The following is a 23,356-nucleotide window of genomic DNA, read 5'->3' as shown; positions in this document are numbered from 1 at the left end:
AACGCGTCCTCGAACGTCGTACCGCTGAGGGTCGCAAGGATCGAGCCGGCCAGGAAGCAGTGCCGTTGTAAGAGGACCAGCGCGCGACGGGCTCCCGCTCGTTGGCCGCACGCACCACGGGCCCGGCAGCTACCAGGAGCGCGCCGTCCCCCTCGCTCAGACCTCTCGCGGTTGCCGGGTCCACCGGTTCGCGCAGGCCGGAGACCTGTCCCAGGATCTGCTCGACGGTGAGGCGCTCATCGGCCGCCAGTCCGGCGCGAGACCGGGAAGCAGCTCGACGGCGGGCGTGCTCAACGGGACGCCTTTGTCCCACAGCGTCCGGATCAGCGCCGTGGAGGTGAAGATCTTGGTCAGTGAGTCGATACGGAAACAGGAGTCCGCCGTCACCACGACGGTCCCGCGGCCGGCCGTCGTACGTGCTCCCGCCGCCGACGCCGGAACATCGCGAAGGCCTGCTTGCTCGTCCATCAGCTTCCTGAAGATTCACCATGGGCATGGCACGACGGCGTCCTGGTCCGCCGGGCCGCGGCTCCAGCCGATCACGACCCCCTGCGGCAGGTGTGCGAGGCCCGGGTCTGCACGGTCTGATCAAGCGTCGTCCCGCCGCCACAGTGCGAGGGGGAGCGGGTCTTGAACCCGCTCCCCCACCGCTGCCGCCGGCGCGGGGACTGTCAGCCCGTGGCCCCGTCCTCCCAGTGATGGACCGCGGTGGTCGCGGTGACATCGCCGGAGTACACGAGGGCCACACGGTGGTTGAACTGGATGGTGTACATCGTCTTCGCACCCGTGACGACCGTGCCGCTGGTCTTGAAGTAGTCGACCGTCGCGAACGGCGCCTGGGTGGCCACGTACGCCTGACCGGCGGGAATGCTGTACCCGCTGATGGGGGCCTGCGTCGAGGCGCCCAGACCGGCCGGGTACTCCGAAGCGTCCGGGTAGCTCGTCCCGTAGACGGACACCGGCGCGGTGCCGGCGGGGCTGATGACCTTCACACCGTAGACCTGCTTGGTGTTCTGGCCGTCGGGGTTGTAGAACCACACCTTGGCACCGCTGTACCAGATCGCGGTCCACTCGCCCTGCTCATCGGCGACGACGAACTGCTGACCTGCCTGCGCCGTGCTGCCCCAGTCGCTGATCTCGTCCGTGCCCGCGGCCGTGCCGTGGATCGCCTGGTCACCGAAGAGCGGAGCCGCCGCGTCCGGAGCGGTGCGCAGGTAGACGGAGTTCGACTTCTGCTCCCGCTCCGTGCAGGAGGGGGTCGCACCGGTCGGGTCGTCGACCGGGCACACCCGGACCGTCTGCACGTTGGTGTCGAAGACCGGGTCGATGGTCACGACCGAGCCCACGGGCGCGGTGGCACGTATCCCGCTGAGCGGCGCACCGACCAGCTTCATGAAGTGGTCCCAGTCCCAGCTCGGCCCCGGGTCCCAGTGCTGATTGCGGACACCGGACAGGCTCGGCCCCGCGACGTCGTCGTGGCCCAGGATGTGCTGGCGGTCCAGCGGGATGTCGAACCGGTGAGCCAGGTACTGCACGAGGTAGGCCGTGGACTGGTACTGGGCTTCCGTGTACCAGGTGGCGCCCTGCGCGGCGTAGCCCTCGTGTTCGATGCCTATGGAGTGCAGGTTCGTGGAGTAGTCGCCCGCCTGGAAGGCGATGTCCTTGGTGGGCACCATCTGCGTCACCGCGCCGTCCGAGGACCGCATGACGTAGTGCGTCGACACGCCGTTGGCCGGGTTGGCCAGACTGGCGACGCCGGAGTCGTACGTGCCTTCCAGGTCGTGGATGACGATGGTGTCGATCTTGATGCCGTTGGCCGGGCGGTCGGAGACCTGCAGTCCCGCCTGGGATCCGGGCACGAAGGTGCACGGCACGGCCGGCGGACACTCGGTGTCGGTGGTCGCCGCGTTCTTCAGGTGGAGCCGGTCCACCTGCGCGAGAGCAGGGCTCACCGAGGGCGCCGCATCGAGCCGGACCCGCTGGCCGTCCTTGGTGGTGACGCCCATGCCGCTGCGCATGGTGGAGAACACGCGGTCCGCGAAGACCTTCGCGTCCTGCTTCCGGGGCGACTGGCTGTAGCGCGCGACAGCGCCGTACCACTGGGACGGGTCCTCCGGAGCGCCGCCCACGACCTGCTTCTGGTACGAGGCCAGCAGGGCCGCGCCGCCACGGATGTTCGCCGCGGGATCCTTGCGCAGCGCGTCCTCGGACAGGCCGGTCAGCTTCGCGGCGGCCTGCAGGGTGTGCAGCGCCGGGTTCGCGGCCATCGACTTCAGGTCGCTGCGCCCGACCGCCCCCGCGTCACCGGTGGCCATCATGGCCGGGGTCACATCGGTGAGGTGCATGGGCCCGTAGCCGCCGTCCGCGCTGGCCTGCGCCCCGTGCGACTCCCAGGCCGACTCCTGGTACGCCAGGCCGAGCAGGACGCTCGACGGAACGTGGTACTCGGCGGCTGCGGAGGTGAAGTCCTGCTGGCGCGTGTCGCCCGAACTGCTCGCGGTGGCGCTCGTGTCGGCCAGCGCGCTAAGTGGCTGAACGGCCAGGCCGCCCGCGGCCAGCGTGCCGACCGCGATGGCGACGAACACCCTCCGCCGCGTCTTCCTCTTGTGCAAGGTGCTTGGTCCTTTACGGGAACTCAGAAGTTGAAGGTCGTTGAGCACACCGCTGATCAGGTCGCCGGCGAAGCCCACGTATGCCGGAGCCCTCGACGGCCGGTCGAGACAACTGACCGGCCACCTGCTGTCGAGCCTGTTCCAACGCGTGCGGCCCGCCCGGACCAGTAGCTCCGGAGGGCCGTCGTCGCAGATCCAGGGACGAGACGACCGCACCGGCCACGTTGCCGGGCGGGCCGCCGCCCCATGACCGAGGCGCCCCGCGGCAAGGCACCACGGAACGTTTACTTGACGATGCAATCAGTATATGTGGTGCATGCACGGAAGCACGTAGCGGTCCGGCTACGAACATGTGAAGGTCTTGAGGGGGTCCTCGCCGCAGCGGAGCCGACCCGCCGCACCGAAGGCTGCGGCGCTGCGGGAACGCGGCAGGGGTACCGCACGAGGCGCAGGCAGCGAGTTCCTGCTCGCCGCCGACACGCGTTTCGCCCGCCCGGGCCGGTGGGGCGGGGCCGCACGTTCGCGATCCCTTACTACGGCCTCGACCTGGACGGGGTGCGGGCCGAGCAGCACGGACACGTGAACCGTGCCTTCCCGACGCCGAACTCGACCGGTTCGTCGATGCGTTGGCGTCGCGCATCGCGTCCTTCCACCTGCAGACCATCAAGGACGTCAACCACTTCGTCGACCTCGCCACGCTGCCACCGGACGCGGAGTTCAAAGATCAGGTGGACGCCTCCTGGGCCGCGGCGAACCGTCCGACGCAGCAGCACGTCGCGCAACAGCTCCTCGCGGCGGGACGTCAGCAGCGCAGCGATGTCGAACGCGGACTTCCGCACCGGGTCACACGGTTCCCGTACCGCCCCGGCTCCGAGCAACTCGGCGAGACATTCGCCGAGCAGTCCGCCCCGACGCCGGAACCGGGACGGGCGCACGGACGGGAGTCCCAACTGCCCTCGTGGCTCCTGGGTGACATGTCGGGCCAGGTGACGTGCCGTCGTCGGCCACGACCGTGGGACGGTCGTCCACTGCTTGCCGGGTTCGGGCCGGACCGCGGGAGCCACGACGAGCTTCGGTTCCCCTGGCGCACGGTCATGCCCTACGTCGCCGCACAGGTGGTCGGATTCGCGGTCGCCGCCATCGGCCTGCCGTAGGGCGCGAACGCGGGCTACGCCATCAACCCCGCGCGTGTTCTCGGCCCACGCGTGTTCGCCTGGGCCACGGGCTGGGGGGAACTCGCTTCACCGGGCACTCAACCCGGTTCCTTCCGCGACTGCTTCTGGGTGCCCCTCGGCGCACCCCTCCTCGGCGGCGTGATCGCAGTCCTGGTCCACGACCTCCCCATCGGTGACGTCCTGGACCTGCGGACCCAGGTGGCGCCGCCCCCGGAGATCGGCTGCACCCGCCCGGCGACCAGTGCCCACACGGTGGTGACCGGCGGTTCACCGCCCTAGGCGGGAGTCCGGCCCCGCCGGGCCCGCCGCAGGGGCGGGCCGGGCGGGCCCCGTCGCGCGGGACGCGTCCTTCTCCGGCTCACGCGGACGCCGCCGCGTGCATCGCCAGGCCGTGATCGCGGGGCCGAGCGTTCCCCCGTGCCACGTGTCTGTTCCCAGCAACCGTACGAGAGCAGGGCCCTCCTGGGTGCGGCTCGTTCCTGGCGTCGGCAGGCCGGGCACTTCTCATGCCACCTTGATGACGACCTTGCCCGAAGTGTGACCGTTCTCGACGGTGGCGAGGGCAGCCGGGGCGTCGGAGAGCGTATGGACCGCGGTGATCACGGGCGCGAGGACTCCGTCGAGGGCCAGCCGGGCCGACCGCTCCAGGTTCTCGCGGTCGAGGCGACGCTCGACGAAACGCCCACCGAGCTCGGGCACGGACATGTCACCCACAGCGATGACGTTGCGGGGATCCCGCGCCAGAGGAGCGACCGTCCGCAGCGAGGTGCCTCCGACCATGTCGACGATCCCGTCGAAGCCGTCCGGGACCAGGTCGCGTGCCGCGGCGACGACGTCCCCGGCGGTGTAGTCGATGAACCGCACCCCGGCGGCCTCGGCGTGCTCACGCTTCGCGCTACTGCCTGTGCCGATCACGCGCAGCTCGCGCTCGGCGGCCAGCCGGGCGACGGCGAGGCCGACCCCGCCGCCGACCCCGTTGACCAGGACTGCGGCACCGGCCGGGAGACCGAGTTGGTCGAGCACATCCACCGCGGTCGTCCCCGCCACCGGCAGCGTGGCCGCCACGGTCATGGACAGGCCATCCGGGATACGTGCGGTGTTCGACGCGGACAGCACGGTCGTCTCGGCGTAGGTGCCGCCACCGGTCAGGGCAAAGCCGAAGACCCCGTCACCCACCTCGAGCCCGTCGACGTCCTCGCCCAGGGCGAGGACGGTTCCTGCTGCCTCCATGCCCAGTACGCGAGGAAACGGACGCCCGCCGTCGAGCCCGGAGACCAGACCCTCGCGCAGCAGGTGGTCGAGCGGATTCACGCCGGCGACCTCGACCCGGATCAGCACCTCACCCTGCCCGGGAACGGGATCGGGACGATCGAAGAACTCCTGCACCTCGGGCCCGCCGTACCTGACGAAACCCCACGCCTGCCCCATGTGCTGCCGCCTTAAGTGTGACCGCCCCGGGTGATTCCCAGGCCGTACGGGCATCCTCACCTCTCACACCGATGTCAGGGGCAACCGGTTGAGACGCAGGTCACAGCATCAGGCCGGCCGTGCCACCGTTCCTGGAGCCGTCGAGAGCTCCGCCCGGTGCCGGGTGTTGGCCTCGATCAGCGCATCGAGCGCGTCCCGGGTCTCGACCAGGCGCACGATGTCGGCATCGATCCGGTCCCGCTCACGCGTCATCACCGCGAACGCCAGCTCGACGGTGTCCGGGTCGGCGGGAGTCTCTACGCACGGCAGCACCGTCGCGATCACCCGGCTGGACATACCCGCATCGAACAGTTGCCTGATGAGCGACACACGCTGGACCGCGGCATCGGGATAGTGACGCTGGCCGGCGTCGGAGCGTGCGCTGGTCAGCAGGCCCTGAGCTTCGTAGTACCGCAGCGAGCGGGGACTCACCCCCGTGCGCCTGGACAGCTCACCAATTCTCATGCCCGGGAGCCTACGCCCGCGCGCCTCACGCCCAGGCCGCCCGACGGGTCACGCAGGCTCGCGCACAGCGTCACGCGGCCCCGACGGAATCGCCGGCCGGCCTTTTTGCGGCCGGCCTGTGGCTGAGGGCAGATCGCTGTCGGGCGCGGGCCCTGACGGAAACCGGGATCTGCGAGGTGGACCACCATGCGCCCCGCGGAGGAGCTTCCGCGGGAGACGCCGGCTCTTGAGGGCGGCCCTTGCCGCAGGTGAGCGTGGCCGTGGGCCCCCTCATGTGCGGCTCCACCCGCGGCGACGAGGGGCGGGAGCTGGCAGCGGGTCGAGGCGCCGGGCACGGTGATCGCCGGTGTCCGCTGCGCCTCCCGACCGCCCGAACGGCGGCTCCCGGAGGGGCAAACTCACCCGCCCGGAGCCAGCCAGCCGCGCTCCTGCGCGAGCAGCGCGATCTGGAAGTGGTTGCGCGCGCCCAACGCCGTGCCGATGTCGCTGATGTCCTTCTGCACCGTGCGCCGGCTCACCCCCAGCGTGCGGGCGATCGACTCCTGCTTCATGCCGAGCGAGAGCAGCCGCAGCACCTCGCGTGCCCGCGGGTTCGGTGTGTCGGAGGCGGGCGCCGGCGGCACCGGACGGCCCTCCTGCCCCCAGGGCACCCCGTGCGCCCACAGGCTCTCGAACAGCGCGGCCAGCACGTGCAGCAGTGTCGCGGAGTGGACCAGCAGCGAGCCGGCCGCCGCGTCGTCCCGCCGCAAGGGCATGATCGCGGTGGTGCCGTCGAAGATCACCAGCTTCATCGGCAAGCCGCTGGACAACCGCACCTCGCCACCGATCTCGACGCCACGCCGCGCGGTCTCCAGCGATATCTCGTCGGTGAGGGTGTCGCTGTCGTACACCGACCGGAAGCGGACTCCCGTGCGGATCGCCGCCGCTTGCACGGTCAGCCTGTCCGGCACCCCGTCGACCGCCGCCACGTACGGCGGCATCACCAGGTGCAGCACCTCGTGCCGGGCCGCTCGCAGCTGATGGGCGTAGCGCGCGGTGACCCGTTCCTCGGTGGCGAGGATCTCGAACTGGTCCGAAGCGAAACGGTGGTTGGTAGCCGAGATGTGCATCTCGTGCAGCAGCTCGGCGTGCGTCTCCAGATGCGCCAGCTCCTCGCGGCGGCGGGCCAGGAGGCTGCCGAGCGCCGGGCGCGGCGGGCTGGCGCTCCAGCGGCCCGCGCGTCCACTGACCCGGACGGCGAGCAGTTCGGACTCCAGCAGCCGAAGGGCCCGGGCCGTGGCGGACGTCGAGGCGCCCAGGGCCGCCGCCGCCTCGCCGGGAGCCGTCTCCGGGTGCCCGACCAGGTACTCCAGGATCCTCCCCGCCAGCGGCGGCAGCCCCAGGCCACTCCAGGGCACCTGCGGGATCTGCGGCACCTGCGGCTCCGCGGGCATCGGGCGGCCCCTGCTGTCGTTCACCGGTGGGAGTGCAGCGATCTTAACCCCGTACCGCGCGCTCCGGTCCACCGAGGGAGCGCTCCCATCCCGTCACGACCGGGTCCGCAAAGCTCCCCCAACCACTGCACACCGGTACCAACTGCCCTTCGGCACGCCGCTCCCGCATCGCGCCAAAGCGCAACTGCGCTCAGCCGCACCGGTATTTCCTTGTCCGCGTCGGCGCACCCGTCACATGGTGATCAGCACCTTCTGCCGCGCACTCCGTACACCGCCACACCAGCCCCGACGGCCCGGGCGCTCCGCGGCGGCGGGGACCGGCAGGAACTGCCAGCGCCGGCAGACCCGCACCCGCGCCGCCCCCGAAGTCCTCGCGCGCAAGGAGCACATTGATGCACCGACAAGTAAGACAGGCAGCCGCCGCGCTGGCTCTGCTGGTCCCCCTGGTGGCGGCCGGCCCAGCCGTCGCGGCGCCCGCCGACGGCCCCGCACCGACCGCGCCCGCACGCCACAGCCTGACCCTCGCGGACGGCTCGAAGGTGGCCTGGGCCGACGACGGCACCGGCACTCTCACCGACCCGCAGGGCCGCACCCGCGCCTTCCCCGTGCCGCGCTCGGCCGGCCGAACCGGACTCGGTGCCACGCTCAGCCCGTCCGCCACCGCGCTCACCGCACGCGCCCGGCTCAGCCGCGCCACCCCGTACACCCTCCGCACGAAGCAAGGGACTTCCGCCCAGCAGGCACCCGTGCAGCCGATGAACACCGGCCCCGTGAAGTTGCCCGCGGCCGCCAAGGCCGTGCTGCGACAGGACGCCCGCAAGGCACCCCGGCCCGGCCCGACCACGGGCCTGCCCGCCAACGACGGCCTCAGCACGTCCTTCCAGTCCTACCTCAACGCCCAGGGTGTGGACGCCGCCGGCGCCTTCGCGGACGCCGACACCTATCTGCACGCCCTGCCCGGCACCGGACAGATCGTCACCAACGTCTCCATCGGCGACCTCACCGACCAGTCGATGGCCGACAACGGTGACGACTACGTGCGCACGTACGGTCCCACCACCGTCGTCAAGAACGGCCGGCGCTACCTCGACGAGCCGTCGATGCCCCTCATCCCGACCTACACGGCCGACAACGATGCCAAGCTCGACCCCCTCGGCTCGACCGAGGGCCAGGACCCGAACCTCGGCGAGGTGCTCCTCGACTTCTCGATGATGGCCCCACTGCCGCACGACCGGCAGCGCCCCGGCGCCACCGGCAGCGGCGCCACCGACCTGCTCGGCATAGCCCCCGGCGCCCAGTACCGCCTCGTCGTGCCGCAGGAGGCCAGCTACGAGGGCATCACCGCCGCGCTGAAAGCCGCCGCGAACCAGAAGCCCCGGCCGAGCGTGATCACCGCCAGCCTCGGCTTCGGCACCGACGAGTCGATCGGCTTCCCCGGCCGCTACCTGGAGGACGATCCGACGATCCGGGCCACCCTGACCTCCATCGTGAGGTCCGGCATCGCCGTGGTCGTCTCCTCCAACGACGGCACCCGGCTCGCCCTGCCCGTCTCCGTCGGCCCCGACGGCGGCAGCACCCCCACCGACACCACCACCAAGGCGAGCACCCAGACCGACATCGACGACGTGGAGCCCACCACCACACCCTCGAAGGTGGTCGACAGCGGCGTCATCGCGGCAGGCGCCACCACCGCCGACGACACGCTGAGTTCCGCCGACCCCCGGCGGGGCGTCTACCCGACGACCCGCTACAACGGCTCCGCCGCCTACTCCTCCGGTTTCGGGACCCGCGTCAACCTCGCCGCCCCCGGCGACAACCTGCCGTCCCTGATGCACGTGTGCACCTCCAGCCCCTGCACAGCGCAGGACGTCGAGGTCGTTCTGAACGGCGGTACCTCCGCCTCGGCCCCCGAGATCGCAGCCGCCGTGGCCGACGTGCTCCAGGCCGCCAAGGCGACCCACCAGAACCTGACGCCACGTCAAGTCCGGGACCTGCTCGTCTCGACGGGCAACTCCATCACCCAGCCCCCGCAGGCCGACCAGCCACTCGCCATGGGCACCCAGCTGGATGTGACCCGCGCCGTGGAGAAGGTCCTCGCCAAGCGCTACCGCATCGCGCCCCGGCCCGTGCGGCTGTCGGTGGCTCAGCGCCAGCTGCTGCCCACGCAGTCCGGCACCGCGTTCACCGAGTCCACCGACCCCACGGCGATCGACCTGTCCGGTCCCGCCGACGGCAACGGCACGCCCTCGGGCCAGAACGCCGTCTCGCCGATCACCCTCGGCCTGGACATGACCGGCGACCGCAGCGGCCTGACCTACCGGGTGAAGGTCGGCGACAAGGGCGTCTTCACCAGCAGGACGCCGAGCCTGCGCCTCATGCCCGCCCAGCTGCTGGGCGCCGCCGGGCTGCCGCTCGCCTCCGACACCACCCGCAGTGTGCCCGTCACCTTCCAGGCGCTGCGCGGCGGCAAGGTGGTCGGAGGGCTCTCACAGCGTCTGACCTTCCTCGCCGACGACGCCACCTATGCACAGGCACTCGCCCCGGCGGCCCCCGGTACCACCCCGCTCGGCCGGTCCGTCACCGTCTCCTACGACCTCACCGGCGTCCGCGATCTGGACAGCCCGCGCCTGGTGCTCTCCTCCGTCGGCCACTACACGCCCAGCGCGGCGGTGGACGACTTCAACGTCCAGTGGTCCACCCCCCTCACCCGCACCAAGGGCACCGTGACGATCCCCGCATCCGCCTTCACGGCAGGCGGCGCCGGGCTCTACGGCGTCGGCATCCAGCAGGCCGACCTGTACGGGGTACTCCCCGTCTACGGCGACTTCCGCGCCCTGCGCGTCGGGCCTGACGCCGGCGAACGGCCCGACGCCCCGCTGCTGACCACCGGCGGCTACACCCGCGCGCACGCCGCCGACACCGCCCGTAGCGCGCCGAGGGCGACCGTGAACTGGGACGCGACCGGTGTATCCGGCGCGGACGGCGCCGTGTTCGAGGTGATGTCGCCCGGGCCCACGCTCTACGGCTCGCTGAACACCGCCACCAACCAGAACGGAAGTCACCGCGACGACGACGGCTTCAACCACCCGTCCACGCTCACGGTCAGGCTGCCCGCGGTGAAGGGCCACGCCGTGCTGGACCTGTCGGCGCTCAAACTGCCGACCGGACTGCAGTACCCGGTGCGGGTGCTCGCGACCCGGCACGGTTCAGCGATCGGTCAGGCGTCCCCGACGTCCTTCCTGCAGTACCGCGACGGCGACCAGGTCGCCGGCACCGTGGAGAGCTTCACCGTCTCCGGCGGCAAGGCGCTGATCTCCACCGACGCCTTCACCCTGACGGGTGGCGACGAGGTGTACCACCTGGACCGTTCCGCCACCACCGGCTATGACCTCTCCACCGGCACCGCCGGTGCCGCCTTCGCCGAGTCCACCGACGGGCAGACGATGCAGGAGGTACTCGGCACGGACCCGGCCAGCGGCCACGCCTTGATCGTCCACACCCCGTTCGCCGGCTCGAACGCCTCGATCGACGTGGAGAACCCCGCGACCGGCGCCCCGGTGAAGGTCACCGCGCTCTCCGACCTGATCAGCGGCAACGCCTACCTGGAGGGCGGCACGGTGGACACGTCGCGCCACCGCGGCCTGGTCACCACCTACGAACCCGACCGCGGCCTCAGCCGCATCTGGCCGGTCGACATGAACACCGGACGGGTCGGTGAGTCCCTGGCACTCAACCCGGACAACCTGTACCGCTCCTACAACAACGTCTCGGTGGACGCCTCCACCGGCGAGGTCTTCGTCGCCACCGGCGGAACGATGGGCCCGTGCCTGGGCGGCCGCGTCCCCTACGGCGCGGTCGGCGCGAACTTCAGCACCGGTACCGTCACACCCGTCACCTCGCTGCCGCTGTGTGTCTCGGCACTGCTGCCCGACGGCAGGGGCGACAAGGTCTACGCCGCCGTCGGTGCCGCCCAGCCCAACCCCGAAGGCGGCGAATTCCCCACCAGCACCTGGCTGACCGCCGACCAGAAGACGCTGACCCCGTCCGCCGCGGTCGACACCGGCACCCACGGTCCGGTCTGGCCGGCCCTCGACAGCACCCACCGGGTCGTCGTGGAAGCGAGCCTCTACGAGAGCGGAGTCGAGACCGACAACAACGCCATGAGCGAGATCACCGTGCTGAACCCGGCGACCGGCAAGGTACTGGCACGCCACGCGGTGGCCAACCTCGTGGACTCCACCGTCGCCGGCTCCAACTTCGACTTCACCGGCCGTCAGGGACTCTTCCTCGATCCGCACACCCGCACCGGGTGGGTCGTGAACGGCTGGGGCACGGGGCTGGAGCAGTTCTCCTACTGACGTCCGAACCAGGGCAGGTCCTGAAACCCCCGGCAGGCCCACACGTCTCGGGCAGACAGGGCCACGTCCAGGACACGCCCGCGCCGCAGCACTGTCCGCTTCGGCCCGACACACACCACATCCCGCGCCGCGAGGTCCCGCCGTACCGGCGGGCGCCCCGCGGCGCGGGGTGGAACTGATCGGCTCCGGCCCATCAATCATCCAGGAGGCAATGTGCATTCTCCGTCCGCGCGAAGATCAGGCGCTCTGGTGGCGACAGTTCTCGCCGCCGCCCTGACCGCCCCCGGGGTCGCCCACGGCGCGACCCCTCGTCCGGCCGCGCAAGCCGTCGGCGCCGATGCCTCCGCGGCGCGGGGCGTGCCGGTCACGGTGACGCTGATCACCGGCGACAAGGTGACGGCGACTCAGCAGCCCGACGGATCGGTGTCGGTGGACGACGTCTCGGGTGTCGCGGGAGCGGACGGATCCGCCCGCGTCGCCATCGAGGGTCGGGACACCTTCGTGTATCCCGACAGAGCCATGCCGTACATCGCAGCCGGACGGCTCGACAAGCAGCTCTTCGACATCACCCAGTTGATCGCCCAGGGCTACGACGACGCCCATCGGACCGCCCTCCCGTTGATCGTCGTGCGCTCTCCCGCCGGGGGCGCCGCTCCCGGCGGGCGGCTGCGGTCCGACAGCCCGCTGCCGGGTGCGCGGACGACCCTGGTCCTCCCGTCCGTCCACGCGGAGGCTGTCGAGGCTCGACGGTCGAAGACACCTGTCTTCTGGGACACCCTGACCGGCACCGGCGGGCAGGCCTCCCTGCGATCGGCGGCACAGAACGACGCGAGTTCCAGCGGAGCGACGGGACCGTCCTTCGCGGCGGGAGTCGACAAGGTGTGGCTCGACGGCAGGGCGCGAGCGGACCTCGCCGACACCACGGCACAGATAGGCGCCCCCACGGCGTGGACAGCGGGTGGCACCGGCGCGGGCGTCCGGGTGGCGGTACTGGACTCGGGTGTGGACGCCACGCACCCGGATCTGACCGACCGGGTGGTGGCGGCTCGTAGTTTCGTCGAGGGAGAGGACGTCACCGACCGCAACGGACACGGGACCCATACCGCGTCCACCGTGGCCGGAACCGGAGCAGCCTCCGGCGGAAAGGAACGCGGAGTCGCCCCCGGGGCAGACCTGGTCGTCGGCAAGGTCCTGGGCGACAACGGATCAGGGCCCATATCCGGCATCATCGCCGGCATGGAATGGGCGGCGCGGACCGAGCACGCCAAGGTCATCAACATGAGCCTGGGGACGCCCGCGTGGCACACGCAGGACGACCCGCTGAGCCAAGCGGTCAACCAGCTCAGCGCGGAGACCGGCGCCCTCTTCGTCATCGCCGCGGGCAACTCCGGAAACGCCCCGTACAGCGTCAGCGCACCGGGAACGGCGGACGCCGCGCTCACCGTCGGCGCGGTGGACGCCGCCGACCAACTCGCCGACTTCTCCAGCGCGGGACCCCGGATGAACGACGACGCCCTCAAGCCCGACCTCACCGCCCCCGGGGTGGACGTCCTGGCCGCCCGCTCACAGCTGATGAGCTCGGGTGAGGGCTACTACCGTACGGACAGTGGCACTTCGATGGCCGCGCCCCATGTCGCCGGAGCGGCGGTGCTCCTGGCCCAGAAGCATCCCGCCTGGACCGGCCGGCAGATCAAGGACGCCCTGATGAGCACCAGCGTCCTGACACCGGATTACAGCCCCTACCAGGCCGGTACCGGACGACTGGACGTGGGCGCCGCGTACCTTCAGGACCAGGTGGTCGCGAGCGGGTCCGTCGACGCGGGACTGATCCCCTGGTCGAAGGACCGGAAACCGCAGCCGGTGAAGCGGCAGATCGTCTACACCAACGCGACCGGGCACCCGATCCCCCTGCGACTCGGGGTGGACCGCGGCGACACGCCCGCGGGAGTGTTCACGCTCGCCGCCGACCGGGTCACGGTGCCCGCGCACGGCACCTCCACGGTGACGGTCACCGCGGACCCCCGCGGCCTGCCGCCCGGACAGTACGCCGCCCAGGTCACCGCCGGCTTCGCGACCGGCGTCGTGCACACCGCCGCGGGACTGTCCGTCGAGTCCGAGAAGCACAACCTGACGGTCCGTCTGAAGGACCGGGCGGGCAAGCCCGTCAGCGGCGAGGTCGAGATCACGGGAGCCGACGGGAGGACGACCGTCATGTGGGTCCCGAACGGCACGCTCACCAGCCGCTGGGCCCCCGGCTCCTACACCGTCGTCTCCACCCTCGACGTGACGGGCCGCAACGGCCGGCACTCCCTGGGATACGCCGTACTCACCGTTCCCGAGCTGAAGTTGACGTCGGACCGGAACGTCGACCTGGACGCGTCGCGCATCCGCCAGATCAAGGTGGCGACCCCCAAGCCGACCTCCGTCAGCACCAGCCGGATCGACCTCTACCGTTCCTTCAGCTCCGGTCGGCCGACGCCGGCCGACGACCGGGCGCTGCACGAGATCCTCATGCCCTCACCCGCGTACGACAGCCTCTGGGCCCTTCCGACCAAGGACAAGGTGACCCGGGGAAGCTTCGTCTTCACCACGCGGATCCGTGCCAAGCAGACGCCTCTCGCCATCACGTACAGAGGTCACCGCCTGGACGGCTCCCTGCTGGTCCAGCCTGGGTCCGCGCCGTTCCGCAACGGCTCCACGCATGTGGACGCGGTCTTCGCCGGCAACGGCGCGCCCGCCGACTACACAGGCCTGCACGCCCGCGGCAAGGCCGTCGTCATCCGCGGCAGTGACAAGGTGGCGCCGGCGGACCAGGCGGCCGCGGCGCGAGCCGCGTCGGCGGCCATGCTCCTCGTCGTCAACGACGGAGACGGCCGCGCATACGACTGGTACGGCGATCCGGACCAGCGCACGAACGGACCCGTCCCGGTCGCCTCGGTCACCCGGGACGACGGAGAACGCATGATCCGCGCCCTCACCGCCGCGGGAAAGAGCAGGACGGTGCTGGCAGTCGAGGCCCATCCCGCACCGGCGTACCTGTACGACCTGGCCGACTACCACCAGGGAGGGGTGCCGCGGGACCCCTCGCCGGCCACGGACCCCGGCAGCCTCGCCCGCATCGACAACACCTTCTCCCCGCCGGCCGGCCGGCAGATCCTCGAGAGCCGGGAAGACAGTCCGTCGTACGAATACTGGCCGGCTGCCTACCCGTACTCGGTGTACGGAGGCACGCGCGTTCCGCCGTTCCCCCGGGAACCCGTGGCTCCCGGGCACCGCACCGACTGGGTCTCCGCCGGGAACGGTGTCAGATGGCAGCAGTACGCCTCCATCGACGGCTGGTCGACCTTCACCGACATCACGGGCTATCGACCGCGCAGCGTGCACGGCGAGAACTGGTTCGGCCCCATCACCCGGCCGCGCATGCTCAGCTTCGAGGTCCCGCACCGTGTCGGAGACGCCATGGGCGGCACACTCGCGGGATTCGGTGACGGAGGTTCCGCCCACAGCGGTGACACGGGCCTGATGTCCCGGAGCTTCGCGCTCTACCAGGGCGACCGGCTCCTCATGCGGAACGGCCCACGGCCCGACTTCGGGGTGGGCGACCTGGCCCCCCGGAAACTGCCGTACCGGCTCGTCGCCGACACGCAGGGCAACACCGACCTGACCCCCTACTCCTCCAGCACGCACACGGAGTGGACCTTCGTTTCCGGCAACGCCGAGGATCAGGCCGTCCCGCTCGCCCAACTCGACTACGGAACCGACCTGGACAGCGCGGGGCGTGCGGCACGCACCTCGGACTTCTCGGTCGACCCCGTGGTGCTCGGAAGCGACGCCGCCAAGGACGCCGTCACCTCGGTCGGGCTGGAGGTGTCCTACGACGACGGCGCCTCCTGGCATCCGCAGGCCCTGAAGGACCACGGGGGCTCGTGGCACGCCCGACTCCGCGCACCGGCCCGGGCGAAGTTCGTGTCCATCCGTGTCACGGCCGAGCAGCGGAACGGCGGTGGTGTCCGACAGACCGTCAACCGGGCCTTCGGCCTGAGGTAACCCACGCGGGCGGCCGGGACCCACGCCTACGGCGGCGTCGGGCCCCGGCCGCTCCAGAGGTCCGCAGACGAGACGTGAGGTGTGTCGCGCGCGGGGCTCAGGCTCGGAGTTGCATGTATTCGAAGACGGAACCGTCCGGGTGGCGGGCGACGATTCTGGTGCCGTTGGGCACCTCGTTGGGAGCTTCGAGGATTTCGGCGTTCGCTTTGCCGAGAGCTTCGAGAACGGGGGCCAGGGAGCCGACGATGACGGTTCCGTGCTGCGAGACATACTTCTCAAGGGGGCCGGAGTAGAGCAGGAACGGCCCTACCAGTGCCAATTCGAGCTCGCGATAGGGGAACCGACGGACTTCCGTCTCTCCGGTCAGTTCCTGGTACAGCGGGATCGCGGTGCCGAGGTCGTCCACCTCGACGTTTGCGACCATTGCGTGGATGTTGCTGCTCATTTCAGTACTCTCTTACGGGCTGTCGCGGTTTCGGTACAGACGTGGTCGGCGACCTGGGACGGCGTCGTGCGCCGCCCAGTCCTGGGTGAGTTCATCGTTCCGACGGCCTTCGCCATGAACCGAAGGACCCTGGCGGCGGTCAGATCTGGTTGAGTCCGCCGTCCACGAACAGCTCTGATCCGGTGACGAAGCTGCTTTCGCTGCTGGCGAGGAAGAGCGCGGCGGCAGCGGCCTCGTCGGGGTGTCCCATCCGGCCCAGAGGCACCTGACCGGCGAAGACGTCCCGCATTTTCGCCGCCTCGGCGGCGTCGGCAGCCAGTCCGTTGATACCCGGCGTGACGATCGGCCCGGGTACCAGGGTGTTCACCCGGATGGCCCGACCCCTGAGCTCGTTGGCCCAGGTGCGGGAGAAGGAACGCACCGCGGCCTTGGACGCGGCGTACACGCCGAAGGCGGCTCCGCCCGAAGTGGCCGCGGTCGATCCGGTCAGGATCACCGACGCGCCGTCACTGAGGAACGGAACGGCCTTCTGGACGGTGAAGAGCATCCCCCTGACGTTGATGTCGAACGTCGCGTCGAAGTGCTCCTCGGTGACCTGTTCGAGTGTGGCGAACTCGCCGCCACCCGCGTTGGCGAACAGCACGTCGATGGACCGCCCCCGCTCAGCGACGGCCGCGTAGAGGCGGTCGATGTCGCCGAGGTCGGCGACATCACCCCTCACCGCGGTGGCGTCGTGGCCGATCTCGGCCAGCGCGGCGTCGAGGGCCTCCTGCCGGCGGCCGGTGATGAACACGTGGGCGCCTTCGCGCGCGAACCGCTTGGCTGTGGCCAGGCCGATTCCACTGTTGCCCCCGGTGACTACGGCCGTCTTTCCGTCCAGCTGTCCCATGATCCCTACTCCTGTCCGGCACGGACCTCGTCCGCGCACCAAGCGTCACCTGCATGTCAGAGCCCGCACCAGGAGCGGGCCCAGTTATGGACTATACGGTAAAGAACGTCGTTATGGACCGCGCGGACAAAAACGGTGGCGCGAGGTACATCACGGACCCCGCCCCCTCCGCCGGCCCGTCCGCCCACCCGGGGTCCGACCAGCCGCACGTTCGGCAGAGCACGTGACGGCCTCAGCGCAGACCGATCTGGACCGACAGGTCAAGAAGGGCGTACCCTCTCCACATGGGACGCCCTCGGAATTTCGACGAGAAGCAGGTCTTGGAGTCGGTACGCGAGCAGTTCTGGAATCAGGGCTACGGGGCTACGTCACTGCAGGATCTGACGGACGCCACCGGGCTGGGCAAGGGAAGCCTGTACGGCGCCTTCGGTGACAAACGGCAGCTGTTCCTGCACGTGCTCGACGGCTACCGCACCGAGCAGCTGGACAGCGTCCGGGCGATACTCACCGGCCCCGGTACCGCGGTCGAACGCCTGACCCTCCTCGTGGAGGGCGTGGCCAACGGATTCGCGGAAGACCCGCTGCGACGCGGATGCCTCCTGGTGAACAGCACGTCCGAGCTGCACACCAACGACCCCGATGTCGTCTCACGTGCCAGAACCTCATACCAGATGGTCGAAGACCTGCTGATCACATGCGTGACGGAAGCCCAGCGAGACGGATCCGTCAAAGCGGACGCCGACCCGCAGGAACTCGGGCGCCTGATCCTTGCCGTGATGCAGGGCATCGAGTTCCTCGCCAAGACAGACATGGACAGCGCGGCTCTTCAGCAGATCGCCCGCGCCGCGCTCAGGTTCCTCGGCTGACGTTCCAGGTGTGCGCACGCACCATCGGGTACCGCTCGGCCGCTCCAGTTCCGTGCGCCGGACCTGAAGAAGCGCGTCCGCAAGAGCCGCAGGCCCACGGTGCGATGATCCCGCGCCGTCCGCAGTACCGGTGCCGCCTCGTACGGGAACACCCTGCCGGCCCGGACGGGGATCGGCCGAGTCTCCCCCGGTGGCACTACCCGTCTGTTGCTGCCGGGCCACAGTTCCTGGCCAGGGCCTCTCGGATCTTGTTGTTCCGCCCCTCTGAGGACTGGTCTGACGTGGCCCATGCGATGTAGGCGTCGGGTCTGACCAGAACCGTCTTCCCGGTCGGACCGGCACAAGTGACGAACTCCACCTCCCCGCCCCAGTCGTCGGCCACTGAGGCGGGAACTGACGCACCTGTGGGCGTGATCAGCACGAACCGGCGCCCACGCAGGACTTCGTAGAGTCGCCGCTCGCCGGTCAGGGCGATGTCCGGGGCTCGTTTACCGGTGAGCGGGTGGGCCCCGACCGCAGCAGGATAGGCGATGTCGATACCGGCCATGGCTCGCGCCAGCCGCTCGGCGATCGGCGGGAAGTGAAGGACGGTGCGGGCGGCGAAGTCCCGCAGGCCGCACAGGGCCTGAGGAGTGGTCAGCACTCCACGCAGAAGCGCGCCGCTCCTGCGGATCACCCTGCGCCCCACCGGGTGCCTCTCGGCCTGGTACGTGTCGAGCAGAGCGTCCGGGGCCCGGCCGCGAAGCACCGCAGCGAGTTTCCATCCGAGGTTGGCAGAATCCTGGATACTGGTGTTCATGCCCATGCCACCCGCAGGCGAGTGCACATGCGCGGCGTCCCCGACGAGGAAGACCCTGCCGTCCCGATAGCGCGGACACTGCCGTTCGTCGCTGTGGAAACGGGAGATCCAGCGTGGGTCGTGCATACCGAAGTCCTGGCCGAGAGCCCGTCGGGCAATCGCTTTGATCTCGTCGAGATCGACGGACGCGCTGTCGGGCATCTGGTGGCGGCGGTTCCAGGCCATGATGCGGAACCATCCGTCCCCGAAGGGGACGATGATGGCAAAGGCGTCCCCGACCGCCCCCACAGTAGGGGGCTTCCGCGGAGGTTCAGCCAGCCGCACGTCGGCAAGCATCATCGACCGCACCGCCGCACGGCCGGGAAACGGCAGGCCGAGGGACCGGCGCACCGTGCTGTTGCGTCCATCGGCGCCCACGAGATAAGCCGCACGCAGAGTTCGACTGGTCCCGTCAGCATTCCGCACCTGCGCCTCGACGCCATCGGGACCCTGCCGGACGTCGGTGACTTCGCAGCCTTCACGGAGTTCGACGCCATGGGAGCGGGCGCGTGCGCGAAGCACCTGCTCGGTGTTGTACTGCGGCGTCACCAGCACATGAGGGAAGCGAGTCGGCAACCGCGACAGATCGATCTGCAAAAATTGGAGAACGGGATTTCGCAGACCCGTCGCGATCAGATCGTCAGCCACCCCGCGGGCGTCCAGCTGCTCCAGCGTCCGCGCATTGACGGAAAACGCGCGCGTAAGCTCCGAGTCCCGCACACGCCGCTCGACGACGATACAGCTGACACCGGACTCCGCCAGATCGCCCGCCAGCAGCAGCCCAGCCGGCCCCGCACCCACGATCACTACCTGTGTGTCGAAATCCATGCGCCTTCCTCCCGGTCAGCCACCCGTCATGGGCAGTCTCCAGGCGCGCGAGGTCACACCCCGCCTACCGGCCAGGACGCCGCGGCCCGGACACGCCTGACCCAAGCACCCCACTCATCCAGGCTCCACTGAGCCGGACCAACTCTCAGCTGCGGGCGAACTCGAGGAGGTCCTTGTTGAAGATCTCGGCGAACTTCGGGACCATTGCCAGGCCGTGAGGGGCGCCCGGATACACCTTGTAGATCGCGTCTTTGACGAGCTTGGAGGACTTGTCGCCGGCCGCCACGATGGGCACGATCTGATCGTCGTCGCCGTGCACGATCAGCGTGGGCACGTCGACCTTCTTGAGGTCCTCGGTGGTGTCCGTCTCCGAGAACGCCTTGATGCAGTCGTAGGCGCCCTTGATGCCCACTGTCATGCTCCAGAGCCAGAACTCGTCGCGGGTTCCCTGCGTGACCGTCGAGCCGTCGCGATTGGCGCCGTAGAACGGGGCACTCAGGTCCTTGTAGAACTGTGAACGGTCTGTTTCCACACCCTGACGGATCTCGTCGAAGACCTCGATGGGCAGGCCCTCGGGGTTGGCCTCCGTCTTGAGCATCAGCGGGGGGATCGCGCCGAGCAGGACCAGCTTGGCGACCCGGCCCGTGCCGTGCCTTCCGATGTACCGGGTGACCTCACCGCCACCGGTGGAGTGGCCGACCAGGATGACATCGTGGAGGTCCTCAGCCTCGATGACAGCGGCCAGGTCGTCGGCGTACGTGTCGAGATTGTTGCCGTCCCAGGCCTGGCCGGATCGTCCGCCGCCCCGCCGGTCGTGAGCGATCGAGCGGAAGCCGTTGTCCGCCATGAGCTTCATCTGGGGGTCCCAGGCGTCCGCAGTCAGCGGCCAGCCATGGGAGAAGACAACCGGCTGGCCGGACCCCCAGTCCTTGTAGAAAATCTGCGTGCCGTCCTTGGCAGTTGCGAAGGGCATGTCGGAATTCCTCTCAAGATGGTCAGAGCTCGTCGGGATCGGCGTCGTGGCAGCACAAGCACCTCGTCGGACTCTAACCGAGTGACCGCGCGGTCGCGCGTCGAAATAGAGAACTCCTGCCCCGACCCTGCGGCCCCGGACGGGCGTACAAGACGTACGGCAGGGACGAAACCGGTGACAACCGGAGTACGGCAGTTCACCGATGCACAACGCCCGACAGTGGGGCAAGCTGAAACGACGATCCGAACGACCGGGCAACGCCTCCACACCACGAGGAGCGTCAGATGGAAATCAATAGCACTGACACGGCGGTCGTGTTCATCGACCCGCAGAACGACGTGCTCAGCGAGGACGGGGCGAACTGGGGCGTGGTGGGGGCGAGCGTCACGGAGAACAGGACCGTCGAGAACATGGAGAGAATATTCGAGACGGCGAAGGCGGGCGGATACGAGGTTTTCATCTCGCCTCATTATTTTTACCCGACGGACAGCGGGTGGCGGATGAACGGCCCCCTTGAGACGAGCGAGCTCGAGACTCACACGTTCGCCAGGGCCGGCCAACTGGACCTGACTGGTTTCCGAGGCTCCGGGGCCGACTGGCTGGAGCGATTCAAGCCTTATATCGAGGACGGCAGAACAGTGGTCGCCAGCCCCCACAAGGTGTTCGGTCCAGAAACCAACGACTTGGTGCTGCAACTGCGCAAGCGTGGCATGCGGAGGATAATTCTCGGCGGCATGCTGGCAAACATGTGTGTCGAGTCCCATATGCGTCACCTCATAGAAGAGGGATTCGAGGTCGCACTGGTCAGCGATGCGACAGCAGGTCCCCGCCACCCGATCTGGGGCGATGGCTACCAGGCTGCGATCATCAACTACCGGTTCTTCGCCCATGCGCTGCTGTCGACTGACGAGGCAATCGAAAGAATGCGGTAGGACCCGTCGGCATTTCCAGTCACAACCGGCGGAGCAAGTTCAATGGCGATGGCGGGCAACAGCCGGCTCGGCGGTGCGGGCTGCGTGAACAATCCGAGGAGAATAATCGAGCCAAGGACGACCCAGCAGATGAATCCGAACCCGACCATGAGCTCTGACAGCCTGACCCAGCCATACTCCGTCCGCGAGCACCCTTCCAGGGCTGCTGCCGTGACGTCTCAGGGATCATCGCTTCCCCAGGAAGCCGATGCGAGTCGACACTCCTGCCCCCAGAGGCCTCCAGCAGCAACGGCACACCTACCGCAGTACGGGAAGAACAGGGAGTAGCGAAAGCAGCAGCCAGACGGGAACTGGCCTTCTGGAGGCTTCAGGCCAGGGATCGCTACATCTTGTACAAGTCACCCCTGACGGTGACGGTCCTACCGTAGGACCCGCTGACAGACACACGTCAGCACCTCTCGAACGTTAGGGCCGTGACCGGACATGACTTCCCCCCGCGCCTTCTGGCTCGCCGGCCGGCAGGCCATCAGCGAGACCGCACTGGCCGTGACCTCGCCCTGGACCGGCCAACTGGTCGGCCGGGTCGCCGTGCCGACCGATGACCAGGTGGAGTCGGCGGTGGCGGCCGCGTACGCCGCTCGCGAGGAGTTCGCGGCAACCCCCGCCTACCTGCGCGCCGCCGCTCTCGACCACGTGAGCAAGCGACTCGTGGAGCGCACCGAGGAGATCGCACAGCTCATCTCCGCGGAGAACGGCAAACCGATCAAGTGGGCCCGTGGCGAGGTACGCCGCTCGGTGTCCGTGTTCCGGTTCGCTGCCGAGGAAGCCCGCCGCTTCAACAGCGGCGAGGCTCAGCGACTGGACACGGACGCGGCCGGCCAGGGCCGCCTGGCGCTCACCCGCCGCTTCCCCAAGGGGGTTGTGCTGGGCATCACGCCCTTCAACTTCCCGCTGAATCAGTGCGCCCACAAGGTAGCCCCGGCCATCGCCGCCGGCGTCCCGATCATCCTGAAGCCGGCGCCGAACACTCCCCTTTCCGCCCTGGTCCTCGGGGACCTGCTCGCCGAGACCGAACTGCCGGAAGGTGCGTGGAGCATTCTGCCGGTCGCCAACGACCGGATGCCCGCGCTGGTCCAGGACGAGCGCCTGCCCGTCATCTCCTTCACCGGATCCGAGAAGGTCGGCTACGCGATCATGGACTCGGTACCCAGGAAGCACTGCACGTTGGAACTCGGCGGGAACGGCGCGGCCGTCGTACTGGGCGACTTCGCCAGCGACGAAGACCTCGACCATGCGGCCGACCGGATCGCCACGTTCTCCAACTACCAGGGTGGGCAGTCCTGCATCTCCGTGCAGCGTGTCATTGCCGACGCCTCGGTGTACGACCGGCTGCTCCCTCGTATCGTCGCAGCAGTCGAATCACAGGTCACCGGGGACCCCTCGGACGACAGAACTGACGTGGGCCCGCTCGTCAGCGAGGACGCCGCGTGCCGCGTCGAGGCGTGGGTCGACGAAGCCGTCGTCTCAGGTGCCACGCTGCACACGGGTGGCAGGCGGGACGGTACCTCGTATGCGCCTACGGTTCTCGCAGATGTTCCGACTGACACCACACTGGCCTGCGAGGAGGTCTTCGGACCGGTTCTCACAGTGCTCAAGGTCTCCAGCGAGGCCGAGGCTTTCGCGGCAGTCAACGACTCCAAGTACGGCCTGCAAACAGGAGTCTTCACGCACGACCTGCAGGCGGCGTTCAGGGCCCATCGGGCGCTGGAGGTCGGCGGCGTCGTAGTCGGAGACGTTCCCTCCTACCGGGCTGACCAGATGCCCTACGGCGGCGTCAAACAGTCCGGTGTCGGCCGCGAAGGAGTGAAGTTCGCCATGGATGACTACACCTACGAACGCGTGCTGGTCCTCACCGATCTCCCCCTGTGACAACCCACCAACCCGGCGCCAAGGAAGGATCCGTGTGGCGTGCCCTGCCCGAGGCGGGGCACGCCACACCGGCGTTCCCGGAGATCGGACTCCATTGAC

At 69.6% G+C, this 23,356-nt stretch carries 16 protein-coding genes; 7 read left to right on the top strand and 9 right to left on the bottom strand.

All coding sequences use genetic code 11. The features are described from left to right. Positions 1-156: 156 nt before the first annotated feature. Both ACZ4O3_RS34210 and ACZ4O3_RS34205 read right to left on the bottom strand, forming a co-directional pair. On the bottom strand, positions 157-468 hold the full coding sequence (locus ACZ4O3_RS34210) for a hypothetical protein (RefSeq protein WP_467726013.1): 312 nt from the start codon (positions 466-468) through the stop codon (positions 157-159). A gap of 203 nt (positions 469-671) precedes the next feature. Further along, positions 672-2,612, bottom strand: coding sequence for an N-acetylmuramoyl-L-alanine amidase (locus tag ACZ4O3_RS34205; RefSeq protein WP_467726012.1), 1,941 nt, complete (start codon positions 2,610-2,612; stop codon positions 672-674). A gap of 626 nt (positions 2,613-3,238) precedes the next feature. On the opposite strand from ACZ4O3_RS34205, the gene ACZ4O3_RS34200 reads away from it, so the two are divergent. Continuing rightward, a complete protein-coding gene (locus tag ACZ4O3_RS34200) occupies positions 3,239-3,766 on the top strand; it encodes a hypothetical protein (RefSeq protein WP_467726011.1) in 528 nt (175 codons plus the stop codon). Between the two features lie 21 nt (positions 3,767-3,787). Next, positions 3,788-4,066 carry an aquaporin gene (locus ACZ4O3_RS34195; RefSeq protein WP_467726112.1) on the top strand — a complete coding sequence of 93 codons (279 nt, stop codon included), beginning with the start codon at positions 3,788-3,790 and terminating at the stop codon, positions 4,064-4,066. 225 nt (positions 4,067-4,291) lie between these two features. On the opposite strand, the gene ACZ4O3_RS34190 is transcribed toward ACZ4O3_RS34195, so the two are convergent. The 3 genes from ACZ4O3_RS34190 to ACZ4O3_RS34180 form a co-directional block, all read right to left on the bottom strand. Further along, the gene (locus ACZ4O3_RS34190) at positions 4,292-5,215 is read right to left on the bottom strand and encodes an NADP-dependent oxidoreductase (protein ID WP_467726010.1); all 924 of its coding nucleotides are present in this window, start codon (positions 5,213-5,215) and stop codon (positions 4,292-4,294) included. A 108-nt stretch (positions 5,216-5,323) separates the two neighbouring features. Continuing rightward, a complete protein-coding gene (locus tag ACZ4O3_RS34185; RefSeq protein ID WP_362723123.1) occupies positions 5,324-5,719 on the bottom strand; it encodes a MerR family transcriptional regulator in 396 nt (131 codons plus the stop codon). A 398-nt stretch (positions 5,720-6,117) separates the two neighbouring features. Continuing rightward, positions 6,118-7,176, bottom strand: coding sequence for a LuxR C-terminal-related transcriptional regulator (locus ACZ4O3_RS34180; RefSeq protein WP_467726008.1), 1,059 nt, complete (start codon positions 7,174-7,176; stop codon positions 6,118-6,120). Between the two features lie 368 nt (positions 7,177-7,544). On the opposite strand from ACZ4O3_RS34180, the gene ACZ4O3_RS34175 reads away from it, so the two are divergent. Beyond that, positions 7,545-11,510 carry a S8 family serine peptidase gene (locus ACZ4O3_RS34175; protein ID WP_467726006.1) on the top strand — a complete coding sequence of 1,322 codons (3,966 nt, stop codon included), beginning with the start codon at positions 7,545-7,547 and terminating at the stop codon, positions 11,508-11,510. Positions 11,511-11,759: 249 nt separating this feature from the next. Further along, the gene (locus ACZ4O3_RS34170; RefSeq protein WP_467726004.1) at positions 11,760-15,557 is read left to right on the top strand and encodes a S8 family serine peptidase; all 3,798 of its coding nucleotides are present in this window, start codon (positions 11,760-11,762) and stop codon (positions 15,555-15,557) included. A gap of 97 nt (positions 15,558-15,654) precedes the next feature. Here ACZ4O3_RS34170 and ACZ4O3_RS34165 read toward each other — a convergent pair whose 3' ends face one another. Both ACZ4O3_RS34165 and ACZ4O3_RS34160 read right to left on the bottom strand, forming a co-directional pair. Next, the gene (locus ACZ4O3_RS34165; protein ID WP_467726002.1) at positions 15,655-16,002 is read right to left on the bottom strand and encodes a VOC family protein; all 348 of its coding nucleotides are present in this window, start codon (positions 16,000-16,002) and stop codon (positions 15,655-15,657) included. 139 nt (positions 16,003-16,141) lie between these two features. Next, positions 16,142-16,891 (bottom strand): SDR family oxidoreductase, encoded by a 750-nt coding sequence (locus ACZ4O3_RS34160; RefSeq protein WP_467726000.1) that lies wholly within the window; start codon positions 16,889-16,891, stop codon positions 16,142-16,144. A gap of 284 nt (positions 16,892-17,175) precedes the next feature. On the opposite strand from ACZ4O3_RS34160, the gene ACZ4O3_RS34155 reads away from it, so the two are divergent. Next, positions 17,176-17,757: a TetR/AcrR family transcriptional regulator gene (locus tag ACZ4O3_RS34155; RefSeq protein WP_467725998.1), complete on the top strand. Its 582-nt coding sequence runs from the start codon at positions 17,176-17,178 to the stop codon at positions 17,755-17,757. Between the two features lie 196 nt (positions 17,758-17,953). On the opposite strand, the gene ACZ4O3_RS34150 is transcribed toward ACZ4O3_RS34155, so the two are convergent. Together ACZ4O3_RS34150 and ACZ4O3_RS34145 are read right to left on the bottom strand one after the other, a co-directional pair. Beyond that, complete coding sequence (locus ACZ4O3_RS34150; protein WP_467725996.1) at positions 17,954-19,423, bottom strand: FAD-dependent monooxygenase; 1,470 nt, start codon at positions 19,421-19,423, stop codon at positions 17,954-17,956. 145 nt (positions 19,424-19,568) lie between these two features. Continuing rightward, on the bottom strand, positions 19,569-20,396 hold the full coding sequence (locus ACZ4O3_RS34145; protein ID WP_467725994.1) for an alpha/beta fold hydrolase: 828 nt from the start codon (positions 20,394-20,396) through the stop codon (positions 19,569-19,571). A gap of 284 nt (positions 20,397-20,680) precedes the next feature. Here ACZ4O3_RS34145 and ACZ4O3_RS34140 point away from each other — a divergent pair, with 284 nt between their 5' ends. After that, positions 20,681-21,328, top strand: a complete 648-nt coding sequence (locus tag ACZ4O3_RS34140; protein WP_467725992.1) for a cysteine hydrolase family protein — start codon at positions 20,681-20,683, stop codon at positions 21,326-21,328. Between the two features lie 483 nt (positions 21,329-21,811). After that, positions 21,812-23,257: an aldehyde dehydrogenase family protein gene (locus tag ACZ4O3_RS34135; protein ID WP_362723241.1), complete on the top strand. Its 1,446-nt coding sequence runs from the start codon at positions 21,812-21,814 to the stop codon at positions 23,255-23,257. Positions 23,258-23,356 lie beyond the last annotated feature (99 nt).

This window comes from Streptomyces sp. NPDC026515, from assembly GCF_055567595.1.
The sequence above is the reverse complement of the archived record's forward strand: the minus strand, read 5'-3'. Positions and strand labels throughout refer to the sequence as shown.

What these genes read in the sequence shown, in the direction of transcription:
- ACZ4O3_RS34210 (WP_467726013.1), bottom strand. Translation starts at nt 468, where the DNA reads ATGGACGAGCAAGCAGGCCTTCGCGATGTTCCGGCGTCGGCGGCGGGA.
- ACZ4O3_RS34160 (WP_467726000.1), bottom strand. Translation starts at nt 16,891, where the DNA reads ATGGGACAGCTGGACGGAAAGACGGCCGTAGTCACCGGGGGCAACAGT.
- ACZ4O3_RS34175 (WP_467726006.1), top strand. Translation starts at nt 7,545, where the DNA reads ATGCACCGACAAGTAAGACAGGCAGCCGCCGCGCTGGCTCTGCTGGTC.
- ACZ4O3_RS34150 (WP_467725996.1), bottom strand. Translation starts at nt 19,423, where the DNA reads ATGGATTTCGACACACAGGTAGTGATCGTGGGTGCGGGGCCGGCTGGG.
- ACZ4O3_RS34140 (WP_467725992.1), top strand. Translation starts at nt 20,681, where the DNA reads ATGGAAATCAATAGCACTGACACGGCGGTCGTGTTCATCGACCCGCAG.
- ACZ4O3_RS34155 (WP_467725998.1), top strand. Translation starts at nt 17,176, where the DNA reads ATGGGACGCCCTCGGAATTTCGACGAGAAGCAGGTCTTGGAGTCGGTA.
- ACZ4O3_RS34135 (WP_362723241.1), top strand. Translation starts at nt 21,812, where the DNA reads ATGACTTCCCCCCGCGCCTTCTGGCTCGCCGGCCGGCAGGCCATCAGC.
- ACZ4O3_RS34145 (WP_467725994.1), bottom strand. Translation starts at nt 20,396, where the DNA reads ATGCCCTTCGCAACTGCCAAGGACGGCACGCAGATTTTCTACAAGGAC.
- ACZ4O3_RS34165 (WP_467726002.1), bottom strand. Translation starts at nt 16,002, where the DNA reads ATGAGCAGCAACATCCACGCAATGGTCGCAAACGTCGAGGTGGACGAC.
- ACZ4O3_RS34190 (WP_467726010.1), bottom strand. Translation starts at nt 5,215, where the DNA reads ATGGGGCAGGCGTGGGGTTTCGTCAGGTACGGCGGGCCCGAGGTGCAG.
- ACZ4O3_RS34185 (WP_362723123.1), bottom strand. Translation starts at nt 5,719, where the DNA reads ATGAGAATTGGTGAGCTGTCCAGGCGCACGGGGGTGAGTCCCCGCTCG.